Source organism: Stappia sp. 28M-7 (assembly GCF_014252955.1).
Taxonomy (GTDB): Bacteria; Pseudomonadota; Alphaproteobacteria; order Rhizobiales; family Stappiaceae; genus Stappia.
In genome coordinates this window covers 3,813,086-3,829,010 of the sequence record NZ_JACMIA010000001.1, presented here as the reverse complement: position 1 = coordinate 3,829,010, position 15,925 = coordinate 3,813,086, and the positions used below count along the sequence as shown (strand labels likewise).

16 protein-coding genes and 1 pseudogene are annotated in these 15,925 nt (G+C 67.4%); 6 read left to right on the top strand and 11 right to left on the bottom strand.

Annotated elements, in window-relative coordinates; translation table 11 throughout:
• Positions 1 to 58: 58 nt before the first annotated feature.
• From H7H34_RS17185 to H7H34_RS17165, 5 genes and pseudogenes are all read left to right on the top strand, one after another.
• Positions 59 to 424 (top strand): annotated as a pseudogene (locus H7H34_RS17185) (ArsR/SmtB family transcription factor).
• A complete protein-coding gene (arsC, locus tag H7H34_RS17180) occupies positions 421 to 846 on the top strand; it encodes an arsenate reductase (glutaredoxin) (protein ID WP_185925905.1) in 426 nt (141 codons plus the stop codon). Before H7H34_RS17185 ends, arsC begins: the two are co-directional and overlap by 4 nt.
• On the top strand, positions 843 to 1,577 hold the full coding sequence (gene arsH, locus H7H34_RS17175) for an arsenical resistance protein ArsH (RefSeq protein ID WP_185925904.1): 735 nt from the start codon (positions 843 to 845) through the stop codon (positions 1,575 to 1,577). Before arsC ends, arsH begins: the two co-directional genes overlap by 4 nt.
• Before the next feature lie 125 nt (positions 1,578 to 1,702).
• Positions 1,703 to 2,617, top strand: coding sequence for a LysR family transcriptional regulator (locus H7H34_RS17170; protein WP_185925903.1), 915 nt, complete (start codon positions 1,703 to 1,705; stop codon positions 2,615 to 2,617).
• A gap of 436 nt (positions 2,618 to 3,053) precedes the next feature.
• On the top strand, positions 3,054 to 3,263 hold the full coding sequence (locus H7H34_RS17165) for a cold-shock protein (protein ID WP_120269336.1): 210 nt from the start codon (positions 3,054 to 3,056) through the stop codon (positions 3,261 to 3,263).
• Positions 3,264 to 3,430: 167 nt separating this feature from the next.
• Here H7H34_RS17165 and H7H34_RS17160 read toward each other — a convergent pair whose 3' ends face one another.
• The 10 genes from H7H34_RS17160 to uxaC all read right to left on the bottom strand — a co-directional run bounded on the left by H7H34_RS17160 (position 3,431) and on the right by uxaC (position 13,835).
• Positions 3,431 to 4,993, bottom strand: a complete 1,563-nt coding sequence (locus H7H34_RS17160; RefSeq protein WP_185925902.1) for a UxaA family hydrolase — start codon at positions 4,991 to 4,993, stop codon at positions 3,431 to 3,433.
• Positions 4,986 to 6,179: a mannonate dehydratase gene (uxuA, locus tag H7H34_RS17155; protein WP_185925901.1), complete on the bottom strand. Its 1,194-nt coding sequence runs from the start codon at positions 6,177 to 6,179 to the stop codon at positions 4,986 to 4,988. Before uxuA ends, H7H34_RS17160 begins: the two co-directional genes overlap by 8 nt.
• The gene (locus tag H7H34_RS17150; protein ID WP_371811417.1) at positions 6,172 to 7,620 is read right to left on the bottom strand and encodes a mannitol dehydrogenase family protein; all 1,449 of its coding nucleotides are present in this window, start codon (positions 7,618 to 7,620) and stop codon (positions 6,172 to 6,174) included. The genes uxuA and H7H34_RS17150 overlap by 8 nt, the downstream gene beginning before the upstream one ends.
• Positions 7,610 to 8,353: a 2-dehydro-3-deoxy-D-gluconate 5-dehydrogenase KduD gene (gene kduD, locus H7H34_RS17145; protein ID WP_185925899.1), complete on the bottom strand. Its 744-nt coding sequence runs from the start codon at positions 8,351 to 8,353 to the stop codon at positions 7,610 to 7,612. Before kduD ends, H7H34_RS17150 begins: the two co-directional genes overlap by 11 nt.
• Positions 8,350 to 9,174: a 5-dehydro-4-deoxy-D-glucuronate isomerase gene (gene kduI / locus H7H34_RS17140; protein WP_185925898.1), complete on the bottom strand. Its 825-nt coding sequence runs from the start codon at positions 9,172 to 9,174 to the stop codon at positions 8,350 to 8,352. Before kduI ends, kduD begins: the two co-directional genes overlap by 4 nt.
• A gap of 30 nt (positions 9,175 to 9,204) precedes the next feature.
• Complete coding sequence (locus H7H34_RS17135) at positions 9,205 to 9,522, bottom strand: cupin domain-containing protein (protein WP_185925897.1); 318 nt, start codon at positions 9,520 to 9,522, stop codon at positions 9,205 to 9,207.
• 18 nt (positions 9,523 to 9,540) lie between these two features.
• On the bottom strand, positions 9,541 to 10,821 hold the full coding sequence (locus H7H34_RS17130; protein ID WP_158193470.1) for a TRAP transporter large permease: 1,281 nt from the start codon (positions 10,819 to 10,821) through the stop codon (positions 9,541 to 9,543).
• 3 nt (positions 10,822 to 10,824) lie between these two features.
• Positions 10,825 to 11,334 (bottom strand): TRAP transporter small permease, encoded by a 510-nt coding sequence (locus tag H7H34_RS17125; RefSeq protein ID WP_120269328.1) that lies wholly within the window; start codon positions 11,332 to 11,334, stop codon positions 10,825 to 10,827.
• An 80-nt stretch (positions 11,335 to 11,414) separates the two neighbouring features.
• Positions 11,415 to 12,395 (bottom strand): TRAP transporter substrate-binding protein, encoded by a 981-nt coding sequence (locus tag H7H34_RS17120; RefSeq protein WP_120269327.1) that lies wholly within the window; start codon positions 12,393 to 12,395, stop codon positions 11,415 to 11,417.
• 33 nt (positions 12,396 to 12,428) lie between these two features.
• Complete coding sequence (gene uxaC / locus H7H34_RS17115; RefSeq protein WP_185925896.1) at positions 12,429 to 13,835, bottom strand: glucuronate isomerase; 1,407 nt, start codon at positions 13,833 to 13,835, stop codon at positions 12,429 to 12,431.
• Positions 13,836 to 14,104: 269 nt separating this feature from the next.
• On the opposite strand from uxaC, the gene H7H34_RS17110 reads away from it, so the two are divergent.
• On the top strand, positions 14,105 to 14,806 hold the full coding sequence (locus tag H7H34_RS17110; RefSeq protein WP_185925895.1) for a GntR family transcriptional regulator: 702 nt from the start codon (positions 14,105 to 14,107) through the stop codon (positions 14,804 to 14,806).
• Between the two features lie 25 nt (positions 14,807 to 14,831).
• On the opposite strand, the gene H7H34_RS17105 is transcribed toward H7H34_RS17110, so the two are convergent.
• On the bottom strand, positions 14,832 to 15,911 hold the full coding sequence (locus H7H34_RS17105) for an alanine racemase (RefSeq protein WP_185925894.1): 1,080 nt from the start codon (positions 15,909 to 15,911) through the stop codon (positions 14,832 to 14,834).
• Between the last annotated feature and the right edge of the window lie 14 nt (positions 15,912 to 15,925).

The window sequence follows — 15,925 nt, the reverse complement described above, 5'->3', positions numbered from 1 at the left end:
TCATGCCTCGCTCCACGGTCGGCCTTGACGGGTCTAATATATCTAGTATTCTCGAAATATGGAAAAGAACGATGCCCTTTCGGCCTTCGCGGCCCTGTCGCAGGAAACCCGTCTCGACGTCCTGCGCCTGCTGATCCGCGCAGGGAGCTAGGGCATGACGGCCGGCGACATCGCCGCTGCCCTGGAGGTTCGGCAGAACACGCTTTCCACCAATCTTGCGATCCTCACCCGTGCCGGCCTGCTGCACAGTCGCCGGCAGGGGCGCACGATCCGCTATTTCGCCGACATGGGCGGACTGACGGCGCTGCTTGCCTTCCTGATGGAAGATTGCTGCGGCGGCGCGCCCGATGTCTGCCGTCCCGTCCTGGCGGCGCTGCCGGCCTGTTGCGCGCCGGGACCTGCCACATGCGAAGGAAGCTCATGACCATCGTCATTCACCACAATCCCAACTGCGGCACCTCGCGCAACGTGCTGGAGATGATCCGCGCCTCCGGCGAGGAGCCCGTCGTCATCGAATACCTCAAGACCGGCTGGACCCGGCCGCAGCTTCTGGCCCTGTTCGCCGGCGCCGGGCTGACGCCGCGCACCGCCTTGCGCGTTGCCAAGTCGCCGGCCGAGGAACTCGGTCTCACCGATCCGTCCGTCGACGACGAGACGATCCTCGCCGCCATGCTGGAGCATCCGGTTCTGGTCAACCGGCCCATCGTCGTCACGGAAAAGGGCATTCGCCTGTGCCGTCCGTCGGAGACGGTTCTGGAGATCCTGCCCAATGCGGCGATCGGCACGTTCCGCAAGGAGGACGGCGAGGTCGTCGTGGCCGGCTCCGCTTCCGGAGACGCCTCGTGAGTTCCGTCGCCGATCTTGCCGCCGCCGACCTGCCGAACATCGATTTCTCGCAGATGCGGCGGGTCGATCCGGCCGACTACGCCGTGCCGGGCGAGGCCTTCCATGCCCCGCGCATCCTGCTGCTCTACGGGTCGCTGCGGCAGCGCTCCTTCTCGCGCCTGGTCGCCGAGGAGGCGCGCCGCCTGCTCGACTGGCACGGCTGCGAGACGCGGATGTTCGATCCGCACGACCTGCCCCTCGTCGACGGGGCCGATCCCGGGCATCCCAAGGTGCAGGAGCTGCGCGAGCTCGCCATGTGGTCGGAAGGCATGGTCTGGGTCTCGCCGGAGCGGCACGGTGCGATGACCGGCCTGATGAAGACGCAGATCGATTGGCTGCCTCTGTCGCTCGGCGGCATCCGCCCGACCCAGGGCAAGACGCTGGCGGTGATGCAGGTCTGCGGCGGCTCGCAGAGCTTCAACGCGGTCAACCAGATGCGCATTCTCGGCCGCTGGATGCGGATGGTCACCATCCCCAACCAGTCTTCCGTCGCCCGCGCCTTTGCCGAGTTCGGTGAGGACGACCGGATGAAGCCGTCCTCCTATTACAACCGGATCGTCGACGTCACCGAGGAACTGGTGAAGTTCACGCTGATGGTGCGCGGGCGCTCCAGCGCGCTGGTCGACCGCTATTCGGAGCGGGTCGAGACGGCGGCCGAGGTCTCCTTGCGCGTCAACCAGCGTTCGATCTGATCCGCTTTCCACCGCTCTTGCCGTCCGCACCCCCACCCCGGTCGTGCCCGTGCTATCGTCCGGCGCAATCGCGACGGTCGCCTGAGGGCAGATCGTCGATAAGGGGGAAAACGGGTGCGGCGGGAATGATCGACAAGCTGGAAATGTTCATTGCGCTGGTGCGCGAGCGCCACTTCGGGCGTGCGGCGGAGAGCATCGGTGTCACCCAGCCGACGCTGTCTTCAGCCATCCGGCAGCTGGAGGACCAGCTCAACGTCCAGCTCGTGCATCGCGGTTCGCGCTTCCAGGGGCTGACGCCGGAGGGCGAGCGGGTGCATGTGCTGGCGCTGCGGATCGTCGGCGACATGCGGGCCCTGCGCGACGAGATGCGCGCCGTGCGTTCCGACCTCGAGGGCACCTTGCGCATCGGCGTCATCCCGACGGCACTGCCGATGGTCGCCGATCTCGTCTCTCCTTACGCGCTGCGCCATCCGCAGGTGCGATTCCAGATCTTCTCACGCACCTCGGCCGAAATTCTCGAGCAGATGGACCGGCTCGATCTCGACGCCGGCATCACCTACCTGGATGCCGACGCGCGGCGCCGGCGTACCGTGCTGCCGCTCTACCGCGAGCGCTACCGACTGCTGGTCGCCGTCTCCGACCCGCTGGCCGCCCGCGACCGGGTCGGCTGGCACGAGCTCGGCGGCGAGCAGCTCTGCCTTCTTACCCCCGACATGCAGAACCGGGCCATCGTCGACCGCCATCTCGAAGCGGCCGGCGTCACGCCGAAGGCGCGGATCGAGTCCAACTCGATCATCGCGCTCGTCGGTCATGTCATGACCGGCAAGTGGGCGTCGGTCGTGCCGGAAAAGCTCGCCGGCATGTTCGTCTCCGCCGGCTCCATCGCCGCCGTGCCGATTTCCACCGAGCGGAGCGGGGGTAAGTCGCCCGCCCGGGACGAGGACGAGGGCGAGCCTGTCGGCCTGGTCATGGTGCAGCGCGAGCCGCTGACGCCGCTTCTGGCCACTTTGTCGGACGTTGCCCGCCAATACGCCGCCTGACGCCGGTTTTGAGACGGCAAACTGCAATTTCGGGGCGTTTCGAGACGGAATTTCGCAAAATCCGTCTCAATTTCTCGTTGCGCTCAAAACATTGAAATCATGAGCGTATTTGCATTTCTTGAGCCTTTTCCGCGCTGGGTCTCTCAAAACCGCGTGGGCCGCCGGATGCGGGTTATCCCCGCGCGGTTCCGCCACCGGCGGCAGGTTATTCCCGGTCGCCGCCGGATTTATTTTGCCCCCCTTGAGAATGCGGCCTTGTTTTGAACACCGTTGCCGTCCATATGTGTGTCATCGATCTTGGCTGTTGAACTTTGTTCCTGAGCGCGCTTGGCGCGCGACCGGCGATCTTCCTCTCTCAAAATCGATCTGAACCGTTTGCCATGCGTTCTGCGCGCGGCAGGCACATACCCGTTCGCGATCTGAAAAGGAAATCGCCATGAACACCGGTACCGTTAAGTTCTTCAATTCCACCAAGGGCTTTGGCTTCATCGAGCAGGGCGGCGGTCAGCCCGACGTCTTCGTTCACATCTCCGCGGTCGAGCGCGCTGGCATGACCAGCCTCGTCGAGGGCCAGAAGGTCAGCTTCGAGATCGTCACCGATCGCCGCAGCGGCAAGGCTGCTGCTGACAACCTGCAGGTCGCGTAACGACCCGCAGGGTCGGGCAGCGCGCTCCTGAAGCGCGCAGCCTGACAACGCAATTGTGCTTCTGAGCGCTGACCACGGATGTACTGGCAGCACTCATCGAGGCACTTGGGAAAGGCCGGGTTCGCCCGGCCTTTTTTGCGTCTGGAGACAGGCGCCAGGGCCTATCCCTAAAGCACCGCGCCGATCTGCCAGGGCACGAATTCGTGGTCGCCGAGGCCCAGGGCCTCCGACTTCGTCTGTTCGCCCGAGGCAGCGGCGATCAGCCGATCATGGATCTCGCGGCCCTTCTCGGCCAGCGAAACGCCCGTTTCCAGCACGTCTCCGGCATTGACGTCCATGTCCTCGCGCATCGCGCGGTAGAGCCGGTCGCTGGTGGCGATCTTCAGGGTCGGCGCCGGCTTGGAGCCGAAGGCCGAGCCGCGCCCGGTGGTGAAGGCGACGAGCTGGCAGCCGCCGGCGATCTGTCCCGTCGCCGAGACCGGGTCGTAGCCCGGCGTGTCCATGAAGACGAGGCCCGGCCCCTTCACCTGTTCGCCGTAACCGACCACCTCGTTCAGCGGCGTGGCGCCGGCCTTGGCAACAGCCCCCAGCGACTTTTCCAGGATGGTGGTGAGGCCGCCGGCCTTGTTGCCGGGGCTGGGGTTCTGATCGAGCGAGGCGCCGTTTTTTGCCGCATAGTCCTCCCACCAGCGGATGCGCTCGATCAGGCGGTCGGCGACCTCTTGTGAGGCCGCGCGCGACAGAAGCAGTTGTTCGGCGCCGAAGATTTCCGGGGTTTCCGACAGGACGACGGTTGCGCCCTGCGCCACCAGGAGGTCGCAGGCGATCCCGAGCGCCGGATTTGCGGTTATCCCCGACCAGCCGTCCGATCCGCCGCATTGCAGACCGAGCTTCAGCGCCGAAACCGGCGTCGGCCGGCGGGCGGTGCGGTTCACCTCCGGCAGCAGCTCGCGCACAGTCTCGACGATCCGCTCGATGGTGGCACGGGTGCCGCCGTTTTCCTGGATCGCAAGGCCGTGAAAGCGGGTCTCCGCGCCATCTGAGTAGAGCGCCTTCATCCGCGCCACCTGCATCACCTCACAGCCGAGGCCGACAAAAACCGCGGCGCCGACATTGGGATGGGTGGCGTGGCCCCACAGCACGCGCTGGAGAATCTCCCAGCCCGGGCCGCTCGACGACATGCCGCAACCGGTGCCGTGGGCGAAAGCGACGACCCCGTCGATGTTCGGCCAGTCGTCCAGCATGCCGGAGGCATTGAGGATGTCGGCGGCCCGCCGCACCACCGTCGCCGAGCAGTTCACGGTGGCGACCAGCGCGATCATGTTGCGCGTGCCGGCGCGCCCGTCGGCGCGCTGGTAGCCGAGGAAGCGGCCCGCGATATCCCCGTCGTTGAGGCGCGGGATCGCGGCGCGCGCCTCGGCCAGCTTGTCGGAGATGCGGTAGGCGCGCTCGTGCTCGCCGATCTCGCAATTGTGCGAATGGACATGCTCGCCGGCGGCGATTGCGGCCGTGGCATAGCCGATCACCTGCCCGTATTTGACGACCGGCTCGCCCGCCCCGATCGGGCGGCGGGCGATCTTGTGCCCCGGCGCGACGGCGGCCGAAAGCGGCGCTCCCAACTCCAGCGGATCGCTGCCGGCCTCCGCGCGGGCGGCAAGCACCGCGACATTGTCGCGTTCCGAAAGGACGAGCGGCGGGCGGTCGGCAAGGCCGGTTGCGTTGTCAGGCATGACGGGTTCCAGGATGGGAGAGGGCCGTGATGACGCCGCGCAGTTCGGCAAGGCCGCGCATGCGTCCGATCAGAGGATAACCTGGATGGGTGTCGCGGTCGAAGTCCGACAACAGCGCGTGTCCATGGTCGGGGCGGAAGGGGATTTCCGCGTCCGCCCGGCCCTCGTCCCGGCGCCGGCGCTCCTCGGCCAGCAGCACGGCGGCGAGCGCCACCATGTCGGTGTCGCCGGCAAGGTGGGCGGCTTCCTCGAAGCTGCCGTCGGGCTCCTTCGCGACATTGCGCAGATGCGCGAAGTGGATGCGCGGGGCAAAACGCCGGGCAATCGCCGGCACGTCGTTTTCCGGATTGGCGCCGAGCGAGCCGGAGCACAGGGTCAGGCCGTTCGCCGTCGCCTCGTCCTGGTCGAGGATCCAGGCGATATCCTCCGCGTTCGAGACGATGCGCGGCAGGCCGAGGATGTCGCGCGGCGGGTCGTCCGGGTGGACGCACAGGCGCATGCCGAGTTCTGTCGCGGCCGGAACCACCTCCTTGAGAAAGCGGGCGAAATTCGCTCGCAGAGCGTTGGCGTCGATGCCGTCATACAGTGTCAGCGCCTGGCGCAGGGCCGGGATGTCGTAGCGGTCGTAGGCGCCGGGAAGCCCCGCCATGATCGATGCGACGAGGTCCTCGTGGGCGGCCGTATCGCTTGCCTGGAACCACTGGCGGGCGCGGTGGCGCACCTCCTCCGGGTAGTCGTCCTCGGCGCCTTCGCGCTCCAGCATGAACATTTCCAGCGCGCACATGCGCGCGGCATCGAAGCGCAGGCAGGTGCCGCCGCCCCGGACCGGACTGGCAAGGTCGGTCCGCGTCCAGTCCAGCAACGGCATGAAGTTGTAGCAGACGGTGAAGATGCCCTCGGCCGCAAGGTTCGCCAGCGACTGGCGGTAGTTGGCAAAGAGCGGCGCAAGGTCGCCCTCGCCGCGCTTGATGCGCTCGTGCACGGGCAGGCTCTCCACCACCTGCCAGGAGAGGTCCAGACCGCTGGCGGCGATCATCGCCTTGCGGGCGGCGATGGCCTTGCGGCTCCAGATCTCTCCGTAAGGGATCTCGTGCAGCGCGGTGACTATTCCCCGCGCGCCGGTCTGCGAAATCTCGTGAAGCCCGATGCGGTCGAGCGGTCCGTACCAGCGCCAGCTCTCAAGCATGACAGGCCTCGACCATTGCGCGGGCGCCTCGCTCGGCAAGGCCCGCATGGGCCTCGGTGAGACGGGTTCGGAACGCGGTGTTGCCGGCAAGGCTTGCCGGAAAGATCTCGCGAAGCTCCAAAAGGGCGGCGACCTTCGCCGCCGAGCCGTCCGCCGCATCGCACAGGGCGCGCAGGCGGTCGGACATGGGATCGCGCACGTCGATGGATTTCCCCGAAAGATCGGTGCCGCCGACATAGGTCATCCAGGCGGCGACCGCGAGGATAAGGCCGGACATCGGCCGCCCGGCGGCAAGTCCTTCCTCCAGCTGCCCGAGGATGCGCTGCGGCAGTTTTTGCGAGCCGTCCATGGCGATTTGCCAGGTGCGGTGGCGGATCGCCGGATTGGCGTAGCGCTCCTTCAGCCGGGCGGCATAAGCGGCAAGGTCGACGCCTGGAGGCGGGGTGAGGCCCGGCAGGATTTCCTCGGTCCAAAGGCGGTCGAGAAACGCAGCAAAGGCCGGATCCGCGACGGTGTCGGCGATGGTCTCGTGCCCGGCGAGATAGCCGAGATAGGCGAGCGAGCTGTGCGTGCCGTTGAGGCAGCGCAGCTTCATCAGCTCGTACGGGGCGACGTCCGCGACGAGTTCCGCGCCGCTGGCGCCAAGGTCCGGCCGGTCGCCGCCGACGAAATCGTCCTCGATCACCCACTGGCGGAAGGGCTCGTGCAGCACCGGGCTCTCGTCGCGGCAGCCGATCAGGCGGGCGACACGGTCGAGATCGGCCGGGCTTGTCGCCGGCACGATGCGGTCGACCATGGTGGAGGGGAACCGCCCCTCCGCCGCGATCCACCGGGAAAGGGCCGGGTCGATCCGCTCGGCCAGCTCCAGCACCAGGCCGCGCAGCATCGCGCCGTTGTGGGGAAGGTTGTCGCAGGTCAGCACGGTGAAGGGCTTCATCCCTGCATCTCGGCGGCGGGCGAGCGCGCGTACCAGGAAGCCGAGGGCCGAGGCGGGCCGCGCCGGATCTGCAAGATCGGCCGCGATGTCGGGATGGGTGAGCGACAGGCGCCCGGTCGCCGGCTCGTGGCAATAGCCCTTTTCGGTGACGGTAAGGGTGACGATCCGGGTGGCGGGGGCGGCCATCAGCGCGACCACCGCTTCCGGGTCTTCCGGCGCGACGAGGACGCCGGCCAGCACGTCGACAATACGCGGAACCTCGCCGCCGGGAGCGAGCTCCAGCGCGGTATAGGCGAAGTCCTGCGGCGCCAGCCGGTCGCGCTGGTCGGGCCGCTTCAGCGAGACGCCGACAATGCCCCAGTCGCCGCCGGATGCGGCCATTGCCTCGGCGACATAGAGGGCGCCATGGGCGCGGAAGAAGGCGCCGAGGCCGAGATGGACGATGCCGGTGCCGGGACGGGGGCCTTCGTGGCGAGGTTTCAGGCGGGGCAGGTCAGCGGGCAAGCCAGCCTCCATCGACAGGGATCACCGCGCCGTGCACGTAGCGGGCGGCCGGGGAGCAGAGAAAGACGGCGGTGCCGGCGATATCCTCGGGCGCGCCCCAGTGGCCGGCCGGGATGCGGTCGAGGATCGCGGCGGAGCGATCCGGATCCTCGCGCAGCGCCTTGGTGTTGTTGGTGGCGATGTAGCCCGGCGCGATGGCGTTGACGTTGATGCCTTTTGCCGCCCACTCGTTGGCGAGGATCTTGGTTATCCCCGCAACCCCGTGCTTGGCGGCGGTGTAGGACGGCACGCGGATGCCGCCCTGAAAGGACAGCATGGAGGCAATGTTGACCACCGCGCCGCCCTCGCCGCGCGCCAGCAGGTCGCGGGCGAAGGCCTGGGTGGTGAAGAACAGCGCCTTGAGATTGACGTCCATTACCGCGTCCCAGTCGTCTTCGGTGAAGTCGACGCTGTCCCCACGGCGAATGATGCCGGCATTGTTGACGAGGAGCGAATGTCCCGTGCCGGCAAAGACGTCGCGCGCCGCCATCGGATCGGCAAGATCGAGGGTCAGCGAGGAGGCGCTGCCGCCGGCAGCCTCGATCGCGGCGACGGTCTCAAGGCAGGAGCGGCGGCCGGCGCAGGTCACTTCGGCGCCGGCGGCGGCCAGCGCGAGGGCGATGGCCTGGCCGATGCCGGTATTGGCGCCGGTCACCAGCGCCTTGCGGCCGGAGAGCGAGAAGGAGGTGCTCATTTCATCTCCGCCATGCTGACGAAATCCATGTCCGTGTAGTCGACATTGTCCCCGGCCATCGCCCAGATGAACGTGTAGCTGCCGGTGCCCGCGCCCGAGTGGATCGACCAGGGCGGCGAGATGGCGGCTTCCTCATTGGCGACGATGAGATGGCGGGTCTGCTGCGGCTCGCCCATCAGGTGCAGGACGCGCTGATCCTCCGTCATGTCGAAGTAGAGATAGGCTTCCATCCGCCGGTCGTGGACGTGGGCCGGCATGGTGTTCCAGACCGAGCCGTCCTCCAGCGTGGTGTAGCCCAGCACGAGCTGGCAGCTTTCCATCACGAGCGGATGGACGAACTGGTTGATGGTCCGCTTGTTGGAGGTCTCGGTAGCGCCGAGCTTCAGACTGTTGGCCTCCGACAGGCGGATCAGCCGCGACGGCAGGGAGCGGTGGGCCGGGGCGGAGGTGATGTAGAACCGCCCGCCGCCGGAGAAGGTGACCGGGCCGGCACCCATGCCGAGATAGAGCACGTCGCCGCGCTCCAGCGTCCAGCTGCCGCCCCGCGTTGAGACCTCACCGGTCGCACCGATATTGACGACGGCCATCTCGCGCCGCTCCAGGAAGGTGGCGGTGCGGGTCTCCTCGACCTTGTCGAGGGTGAGGGTGCCGGTGCCCGGCACCGCGCCGCCCAGCACGAAGCGGTCGTAATGGGTGTAGACGAGGCGGATCTCGCCGTCGCGGAACAGGCCTCCGGCATGGAAGTGGCGGCGCAGCTCGTCCGTGTCCATGCCCTTGGCATGGTCCTGGTGGACGGCGTGGCGGGTCTCGACGCTCAGCATGGCGGCTCCTTGAAGGGGTGGGTTTCGGGATCAGAGGAAATCGTCGCGGCGCGGCGTGAAGCCGTCGATCAGGCGCCCTGCCTCAAGGCAGCGGCAGCCGTGCACCGCGTTGGAGGGGATGACGAAACTGTCCCCGGGGCCGACCTCGAACTCCTCCCCGTCGAGGGAGAAGATGAAGCGGCCGCTCTCCACATAGGTCGACTGGATGTGCGGATGGTTATGCAGCGGGCCTTCCGCGCCGGCTTCGAAGGTGAAGGCGACGACCATCATCTGCGGACTGTCCGCGACGACGCGACGGGTGACGCCGGGGCCGGTCGCGACTTCTGGAAAGACGGCAAGGGGAGACATGGACGGGCTCCGATGTGATCAGTGGAACAGCGAGGGCAGCCAGAGCGACAGCGCCGGCACATAGGTGACGAGCAGCAGGGTCCCGACGGCGGCGAAGTAGAAGGGCCAGATCGTGCGGACGGCATCCCAGACGGTGATCCGGCCGACGGCACAGCCGACGAAGAGCACCGCGCCGACCGGCGGGGTACAAAGGCCGATGCCGAGGTTGAGGATCAGGATGACGCCGAAATGCACGGGGTCGACGCCGAAGGCCTGGGCAACGGGCAGGAAGATCGGCGTGGTGATGACGATCAGCGGCGACATGTCCATGAACGTGCCGAGGATCAGCAGGATCACGTTGATCAGCAAGAGCACCAGAAGCGGGTTCTGCGAGACGTCCTGCATGACGGCGACGAGCGTCGCGGGTACGCGCAGAACGGCGAGCAGCCAGCCGAACGAGGCGGCACAGCCGATCACAAGCAGCACCATGGCTGTGGTGCGCACCGCTGCGGTGGTCGCCAGAACGAAGTTCTGCCAGTGCATGGTGCGGTAGGCGACGGCGGTGATGAAGAGCGCGTAGACGACCGCGATGCAGGAGCTTTCCGAGGCGGTGAAGATGCCGGAGCGCACGCCGCCGAAGATGATGGCGATCAGCAGGATGCCGGGGGTCGCGTTGATCAGCAGGTGGCCGACCATGCCCCAGCCCTGGAACGGGTCGATGGGGTAGTTGCGCTTCTTGGCGACGTACCAGGCCGCGAACATGAGCGACAGCGCCAGCAGCAGGCCGGGCAGGATGCCGGCGGTGAACAGGTCGGCGATGGAGATGCGCCCGCCGGCGGAGATCGAATAGATGATCATGTTGTGCGAGGGCGGCAGCATCAACGCGATGATCGATGAGACCACCGTGACGTTGACGCCGTAGTCGACGTCGTAGCCGCGCGCCTTCATCTGCGGGATCATCAGGCCGCCGATTGCAGAGGCGTCGGCCGCGGCAGAACCGGAAATGCCGCCGAACAGCACCGAGGCGGTGATGTTGACCTGGCCGAGGCCGCCGCGCAGATGGCCGACGAGCGCACCGGCCAGCGCCACCAGCCGGCGGGCGATATCCCCGCGCACCATCAATTCCCCGGCATAGATGAAGAAGGGGATCGCCATCAGCGCGAAGACCGAGACGCCGGAGTTCAGCCGCTGGAACACGACCACCGGCGGCAGGCCCATATAGGCGATGGTGGCGAAGGACGAGACGCCGAGGCAGAAGGCGACGGGCGTGCCGATCAGCAGCAGGACGGTGAAGGTGCCGAAGAGGATCAACAGTTCCATCGCTCAATCCTCCAGTTCGGTTTCGCCGAAGCGGGCGGTCGGCAGGCCGGCAGCGCGGCGGGCGAGGCGCTCGAGCGAGAAGAGGACGATGAGAATCCCGCCGCCGACGAGGGGCAGGAAGTCGAACGCGCCGGAAATGCCGAGCGAGGGAAGCTTGTTGCCGGCGGTCTTGGCGGCGAGTTCGGCCCCGTACCAGACCATGCCCGCACCGAAGGCGATGACCACGGCGTCCGAGATCGAATGCAGCGCCAGCTTGACCTTCAGCGGCAGCACGTAGAGCAGCACGTCGAAGGACAGGTGATAGCCCTCGCGGATGCCGACGGCAGCGCCCAGGAAGATGAACCAGCCCATCAGCATCACCGAGGCGGGCTCCGTCCAGGACTGGCTGTCGTTGAGCGCGTAGCGCCAGAAGACCTGGACCGAAATGAATGCGGTCATCAGCACGAGGCCCGTGCCCGACAGCCACAGGGCGATGCGGCCCAGGGTGCCCGTGATCCGCGCGATGTCGCGCATTGTCCCTTGCAAGATGCGTCCTCCCGGCAAGAAGAAACCCGCGGCGGACCGGCCGCCGCGGGTTCGAGGTCAGGCAGGGATCACTCGGTCGCCTGGATGCGGGCGACGAGGTCCTTCAGCTTGTCGGAGGTCACGTATTTCTCGTAGACCGGCTTCATCGCCTCGATGAAGGGCGTCTTGTCGATCTCGCTGACGATCTTGACGCCGGCCTCGCGGACCTTGGCCTCGGAGGCGGCCTCGCGCTCGGCCCACAGCTTGCGCATGTGCGGGACGGAGTCCTTGGCAGCCTGACGGATCAAGGCCTGGTCCTCGGCCGAGAGCTTGTCCCAGCTCTTCTTCGACATGACCAGGACTTCCGGCACGATCAGGTGCTCGTCGAGCGTGTAGTAGCCGGCGACCTCGAAGTGGCCGGAGCTCTCGAAGGACGGCCAGTTGTTCTCGGCGCCGTCGATGACGCCGGTCTGGATCGAGGAATAGACCTCGCCATAGGGCATCGGCGTCGCGTTGGCGCCGAGCGCGTTGACCATGTCCACGAACAGGTCCGACTGCATCACGCGGAACTTCATGCCCGACAGGTCGGCCATGTTCTCGACCGGCTTCTGGCGGTTGTAGAAGGAGCGCGAGCCGGCGTCGTAGAAGACCAGGCCGACGAGATCATGGTCGGAGAACGCGTCGAGGATCTCCTGGCCGATCGGACCGTCCATCACCTTGTGCATGTGGTCGACGGAGCGGAAGATGTAGGGCAGCGAGGGAACCTGGGTCTCCTCGATGATGTTGTTGAACGGCCCGAGCGAGACGCGGTTCATGTCGATCACGCCGAACTGGGTCTGCTCGATCGTGTCCTTCTCCTGGCCGAGCTGGGCCGAGTGGAACACCTCGATCTCGATGCGGCCGTTGGAGCGCTCCTTGACGAGCTCGCCGAGATACTTGACCGCCTCGACAGTCGGATACCCGTCCGGATGGGTGTCCGAGGATCGCAGGACGATGTCGGCCGCCTGCACCGTCATGGCGGAGGCGGCGAGCAGCCCGAAGGCTGCCGTCATGGTCTTCCAGTGTTTCATGTTCAGTTCCTCCCTAGAGCAGTTTCAGCCCGGTCACAGCCTGTAGGCGGCCTTGACCAGGGTGTAGGTGAGGTCGCGTGCGACCTCGTATGCCTCGCCCTCGCCGAGCCTCCCTGTGGCGACGAGTGTGGCAAGGAATGCCGCATCCGACCGCCGGGCCACGTCGTGGCGGGCGGGGATGGAACAGAAGGCGCGGGTGTCGTCGTTGAACCCGACCGTGTTGTAGAAACCGGCGGTTTCCGTCGCCATCTCGCGGAAACGGCGCATGCCCTCCGCGCTGTCGTGGAACCACCAGGGCGGGCCGAGGCGCAGCACCGGATAGGCGCCGGCAAGGGGCGCCAGCTCGCGGGCGTAGGAGGTCTCGTCCAGGGTGAAGAGAATGATGGTGAGGCCGGGCTCGTGTCCGACCGCGTCGAGCAGCGGCTTGAGCGCGCGCACGTAGTCGGTGCGCGTCGGGACGTCGAAGCCCTTGTCGCGGCCGTGCCGGGCCATCACGGCAGGGGAATGGTTGCGGAAGGCGCCGGGGTGGATCTGCATCACCAGCCCGTCGTCGAGGCTCATGCGCGCCATCTCGGTCAGCATGTGGCCGCGGAACCGGTCGGCTTCCTCCGCCGTGCAGCGCCCGGCCAGCGCCTTGTCGAAGAGGCCTGCGGCCTCAGTCGGCGAAAGGTCCTCGGTGCGGGCGCTGGGCGCGCCGTGATCGGTCGAGGTGGCGCCGTGCTGCTTGAAGAAGGCCCGGCGGGCCCGGTGGGCGGCGAGATAGCCGTGCCAGCTCGTCGTGTCCTCGCCGGTGATCTCGCCGAGACGAGCGACGTTGGCGGCAAAGCCCTCGAACTCGGGATCGATGACCGCGTCCGGCCGATAAGCGGTGATGACCCGGCCGCCCCAGCCGCTGTCGCGGATCGTGCGATGATGCTCCAGCGGGTCCAGCGCCGATTCCGTCGTGGCGATGACCTCGAGGTTGAACCGGTCGAACAGGGCACGCGGTCGGAATTCGGGGCGAGCGAGACAGTCGGCAATATGGTCGTAGATGCGCGTCGCGGTCTGCGGACCCAGCGGCTCGTCGATGCCGAAGACCTCCTGGAAGGCGTGGTTCAGCCAGAGCGCGGAGGGCGTGCCGCGGAAGAGGTGGAAATTGTCGGCGAAGAGCTGCCAGATGCGGCGCGGATCGCGCTCGCTTGTCCCGCCGTCGACGCGGGGAACGCCGAGATCGGTCAGCGCGATGCCCTGCGAGCACAGCATGCGGAAGACGTAGTGATCCGGCACCACGAAAAGCTCGGCCGGGTCGGGGAACGGTTCGTTCAGCGCGAACCAGGCCGGGTCCGTATGGCCGTGGGGGCTGACGATCGGCAGGTCGCGGATGGTCCGGTAAATGTCGCGGGCAAGGCCGCGCGTGCGCGGCTCCACCGGAAACAGCCGGTCCTCGTCCAGTAGCGCCATTCCGATCCTCCCTGCCGGCCCTGTCGCGTTTGTCAGCGTCTCGTTCTTGGGGCTGGCGAACTAACTAGTAATCTAATATGTTAGTCTGCAAGTTGAGTCAACGCCCGCCGGAACGGGGGCGGCGAATTGTCAAACCGGGCGGCAGTCGCTAGGACGAGCCTCCCGGCAAATGCCGGAAAACCGGCGCGGACGACACGTCCGGCAGCGCGGCGCCAAGGCCTCGTCCGATCTTGCGGGCGGGCTGCGGTGGTCGCAGGGAGGGCAGGTGGATGACGGAACAGATCAAGCTCAGGACGCTCGACATGTCGCGCGTGCCGTCCGTGACCGATCTGGTGTTTGCCGAACTCTACAATCGGGTGGTTGGCCTCGATCTTCTGCCCGGCACAAAGCTGTCGGAGGCGGAAGTCGCCAAGCAGATGGGGGTCAGCCGGCAGCCGGTGCGCGATGCCTTCTACCGGCTGTCGCAGCAGGGCTTCCTGCTGATCCGTCCGCAGCGCGCCACGGTGGTGACGCCGATCTCGGTGGAGGCGGTGCACCGTGCCCGCTTCATCCGCACCGCGCTCGAACTGGAGACGATGCGCGCGGCCATGGCCAACATGACCGAGGCGGAGATGGGCGAGCTGGAAGACATGATCGGCGAGCAGGAAAAGGCGGTGGATCGCGACGACCGGGCCGGGTTCCATGCGCTCGACGACAGTTTTCACAACCGCATCTGCGAGATCGCCGGGCAGGGGCACGTGTGGGCGCTGATCCGCGATCACAAGGCCCATATGGACCGGGTCCGCTATCTGTCGCTGGAAAACGGCGCCCGGCTGGCGCTGGAGGACCACATCTCGATCCTGGCGGCGGTGCGCGGCGGCGATCAGGACGCGGCAATTGCGCGGATGCGCTCGCATCTGGCTCGCATCGCCGGCATCATCGACGACATTCGGGCCGCCCACGCAGACTATTTCGATCCCGACGAGGCTTGAGGAGTGGGTCGCGCCGGTCAGTCCGTCAGGTCATGCGGCCGCGCGCGGCGATATCGATCTGTTGAACGCTGCCGTCGGCGCCGAGCAGCCAGGCGCTGTCGAACAGGTTCGTCACCACGCAGCAATGGTTCGGCACGATGCGAACGCGGTCGCCGACGGCAAGGCTGCCGGCAGGGATATCGACCACCGCATGTTCCTCGCTGAGCGCTGCGATATGCGCATCCGGATGGCCGATGATGGTGCCGTGTCCGCTGAGGCCGAGCAGGTCCGAGGACAGCGCCTTGGAGCCGGCATCCAGCACCGCACGCGTCGGTGTCGGCCGGCTGACCACGGTGGCGTGCACGGTCAGGGCGCAGTCGTCGAGGGCGCAGGCGCCGCGCTCGACCAGCGAGCGGTCGTTATAGATGTAGGTGCCGGCCCGGTACTCGGTGACGAGGTTGCGGGACCCGCCTTCCGCTTCCCCCGCATGCCACATGTCGGGCGAGCCGCCGCTGGAGATTTCCGGGCACTCGATGCCCCGCGCGGCGAGCAGGCCGAGCGCCTCGCCCATGAAACGCTCGACATTGCCGGCCTTGCCGGGGGCGGGGTAGGTCATCAGTCCGGCGAAGACGAGGCCGGGCGCAGCCGCGATGCGGGCGGCGAGATCTGCCGCCTCTGCCGGCGTCTGGACGCCGCAGCGTCCGGCGCCGGTATCGCATTCCACCATCACATGCAGCGTTGCCGCACCGTCCGCGAAGGCGGCGGCGAGGCCGTCCACCGTCGTCTGGCTGTCGGCGACGACGGCAAGGCGGGCGATGCGCCCGGCAAGCGCCTTCAGCCGCGCAAGCTTGGCCTCGCCAAGGATGTTGAAGGTGATGAGAATGTCGTCGATGCCGGCATCGGCCATGACCTCGGCTTCGCCGATCTTCTGGCAGGTGATGCCGCGCGCGCCGGCCTCGATCTGCGCCCTGGCGAAGCGCGGCAGCTTGTGCGTCTTGATATGCGGCCGGCTCTTGAGGCCGAGCCGGTCGCAATGGGCCTGGAAGCGGGCGATGTTGGCGAGCGCAACCGCCTCGTCCAGCACGAGGGCGGGCGTTTCGGGCTGGAAGGGCGCGTCGGCGGTCATGGCGTGGTCCGTTC

Excerpts from the sequence above, each read along its gene's own strand:
- arsC (WP_185925905.1), top strand. The coding sequence starts at position 421 with ATGACCATCGTCATTCACCACAATCCCAACTGCGGCACCTCGCGCAAC.
- H7H34_RS17170 (WP_185925903.1), top strand. The coding sequence starts at position 1,703 with ATGATCGACAAGCTGGAAATGTTCATTGCGCTGGTGCGCGAGCGCCAC.
- H7H34_RS17165 (WP_120269336.1), top strand. The coding sequence starts at position 3,054 with ATGAACACCGGTACCGTTAAGTTCTTCAATTCCACCAAGGGCTTTGGC.
- H7H34_RS17160 (WP_185925902.1), bottom strand. The coding sequence starts at position 4,993 with ATGCCTGACAACGCAACCGGCCTTGCCGACCGCCCGCCGCTCGTCCTT.
- uxuA (WP_185925901.1), bottom strand. The coding sequence starts at position 6,179 with ATGCTTGAGAGCTGGCGCTGGTACGGACCGCTCGACCGCATCGGGCTT.
- kduD (WP_185925899.1), bottom strand. The coding sequence starts at position 8,353 with ATGAGCACCTCCTTCTCGCTCTCCGGCCGCAAGGCGCTGGTGACCGGC.
- kduI (WP_185925898.1), bottom strand. The coding sequence starts at position 9,174 with ATGCTGAGCGTCGAGACCCGCCACGCCGTCCACCAGGACCATGCCAAG.
- H7H34_RS17135 (WP_185925897.1), bottom strand. The coding sequence starts at position 9,522 with ATGTCTCCCCTTGCCGTCTTTCCAGAAGTCGCGACCGGCCCCGGCGTC.
- H7H34_RS17130 (WP_158193470.1), bottom strand. The coding sequence starts at position 10,821 with ATGGAACTGTTGATCCTCTTCGGCACCTTCACCGTCCTGCTGCTGATC.
- H7H34_RS17125 (WP_120269328.1), bottom strand. The coding sequence starts at position 11,334 with ATGCGCGACATCGCGCGGATCACGGGCACCCTGGGCCGCATCGCCCTG.
- H7H34_RS17120 (WP_120269327.1), bottom strand. The coding sequence starts at position 12,395 with ATGAAACACTGGAAGACCATGACGGCAGCCTTCGGGCTGCTCGCCGCC.
- uxaC (WP_185925896.1), bottom strand. The coding sequence starts at position 13,835 with ATGGCGCTACTGGACGAGGACCGGCTGTTTCCGGTGGAGCCGCGCACG.
- H7H34_RS17110 (WP_185925895.1), top strand. The coding sequence starts at position 14,105 with ATGACGGAACAGATCAAGCTCAGGACGCTCGACATGTCGCGCGTGCCG.
- H7H34_RS17105 (WP_185925894.1), bottom strand. The coding sequence starts at position 15,911 with ATGACCGCCGACGCGCCCTTCCAGCCCGAAACGCCCGCCCTCGTGCTG.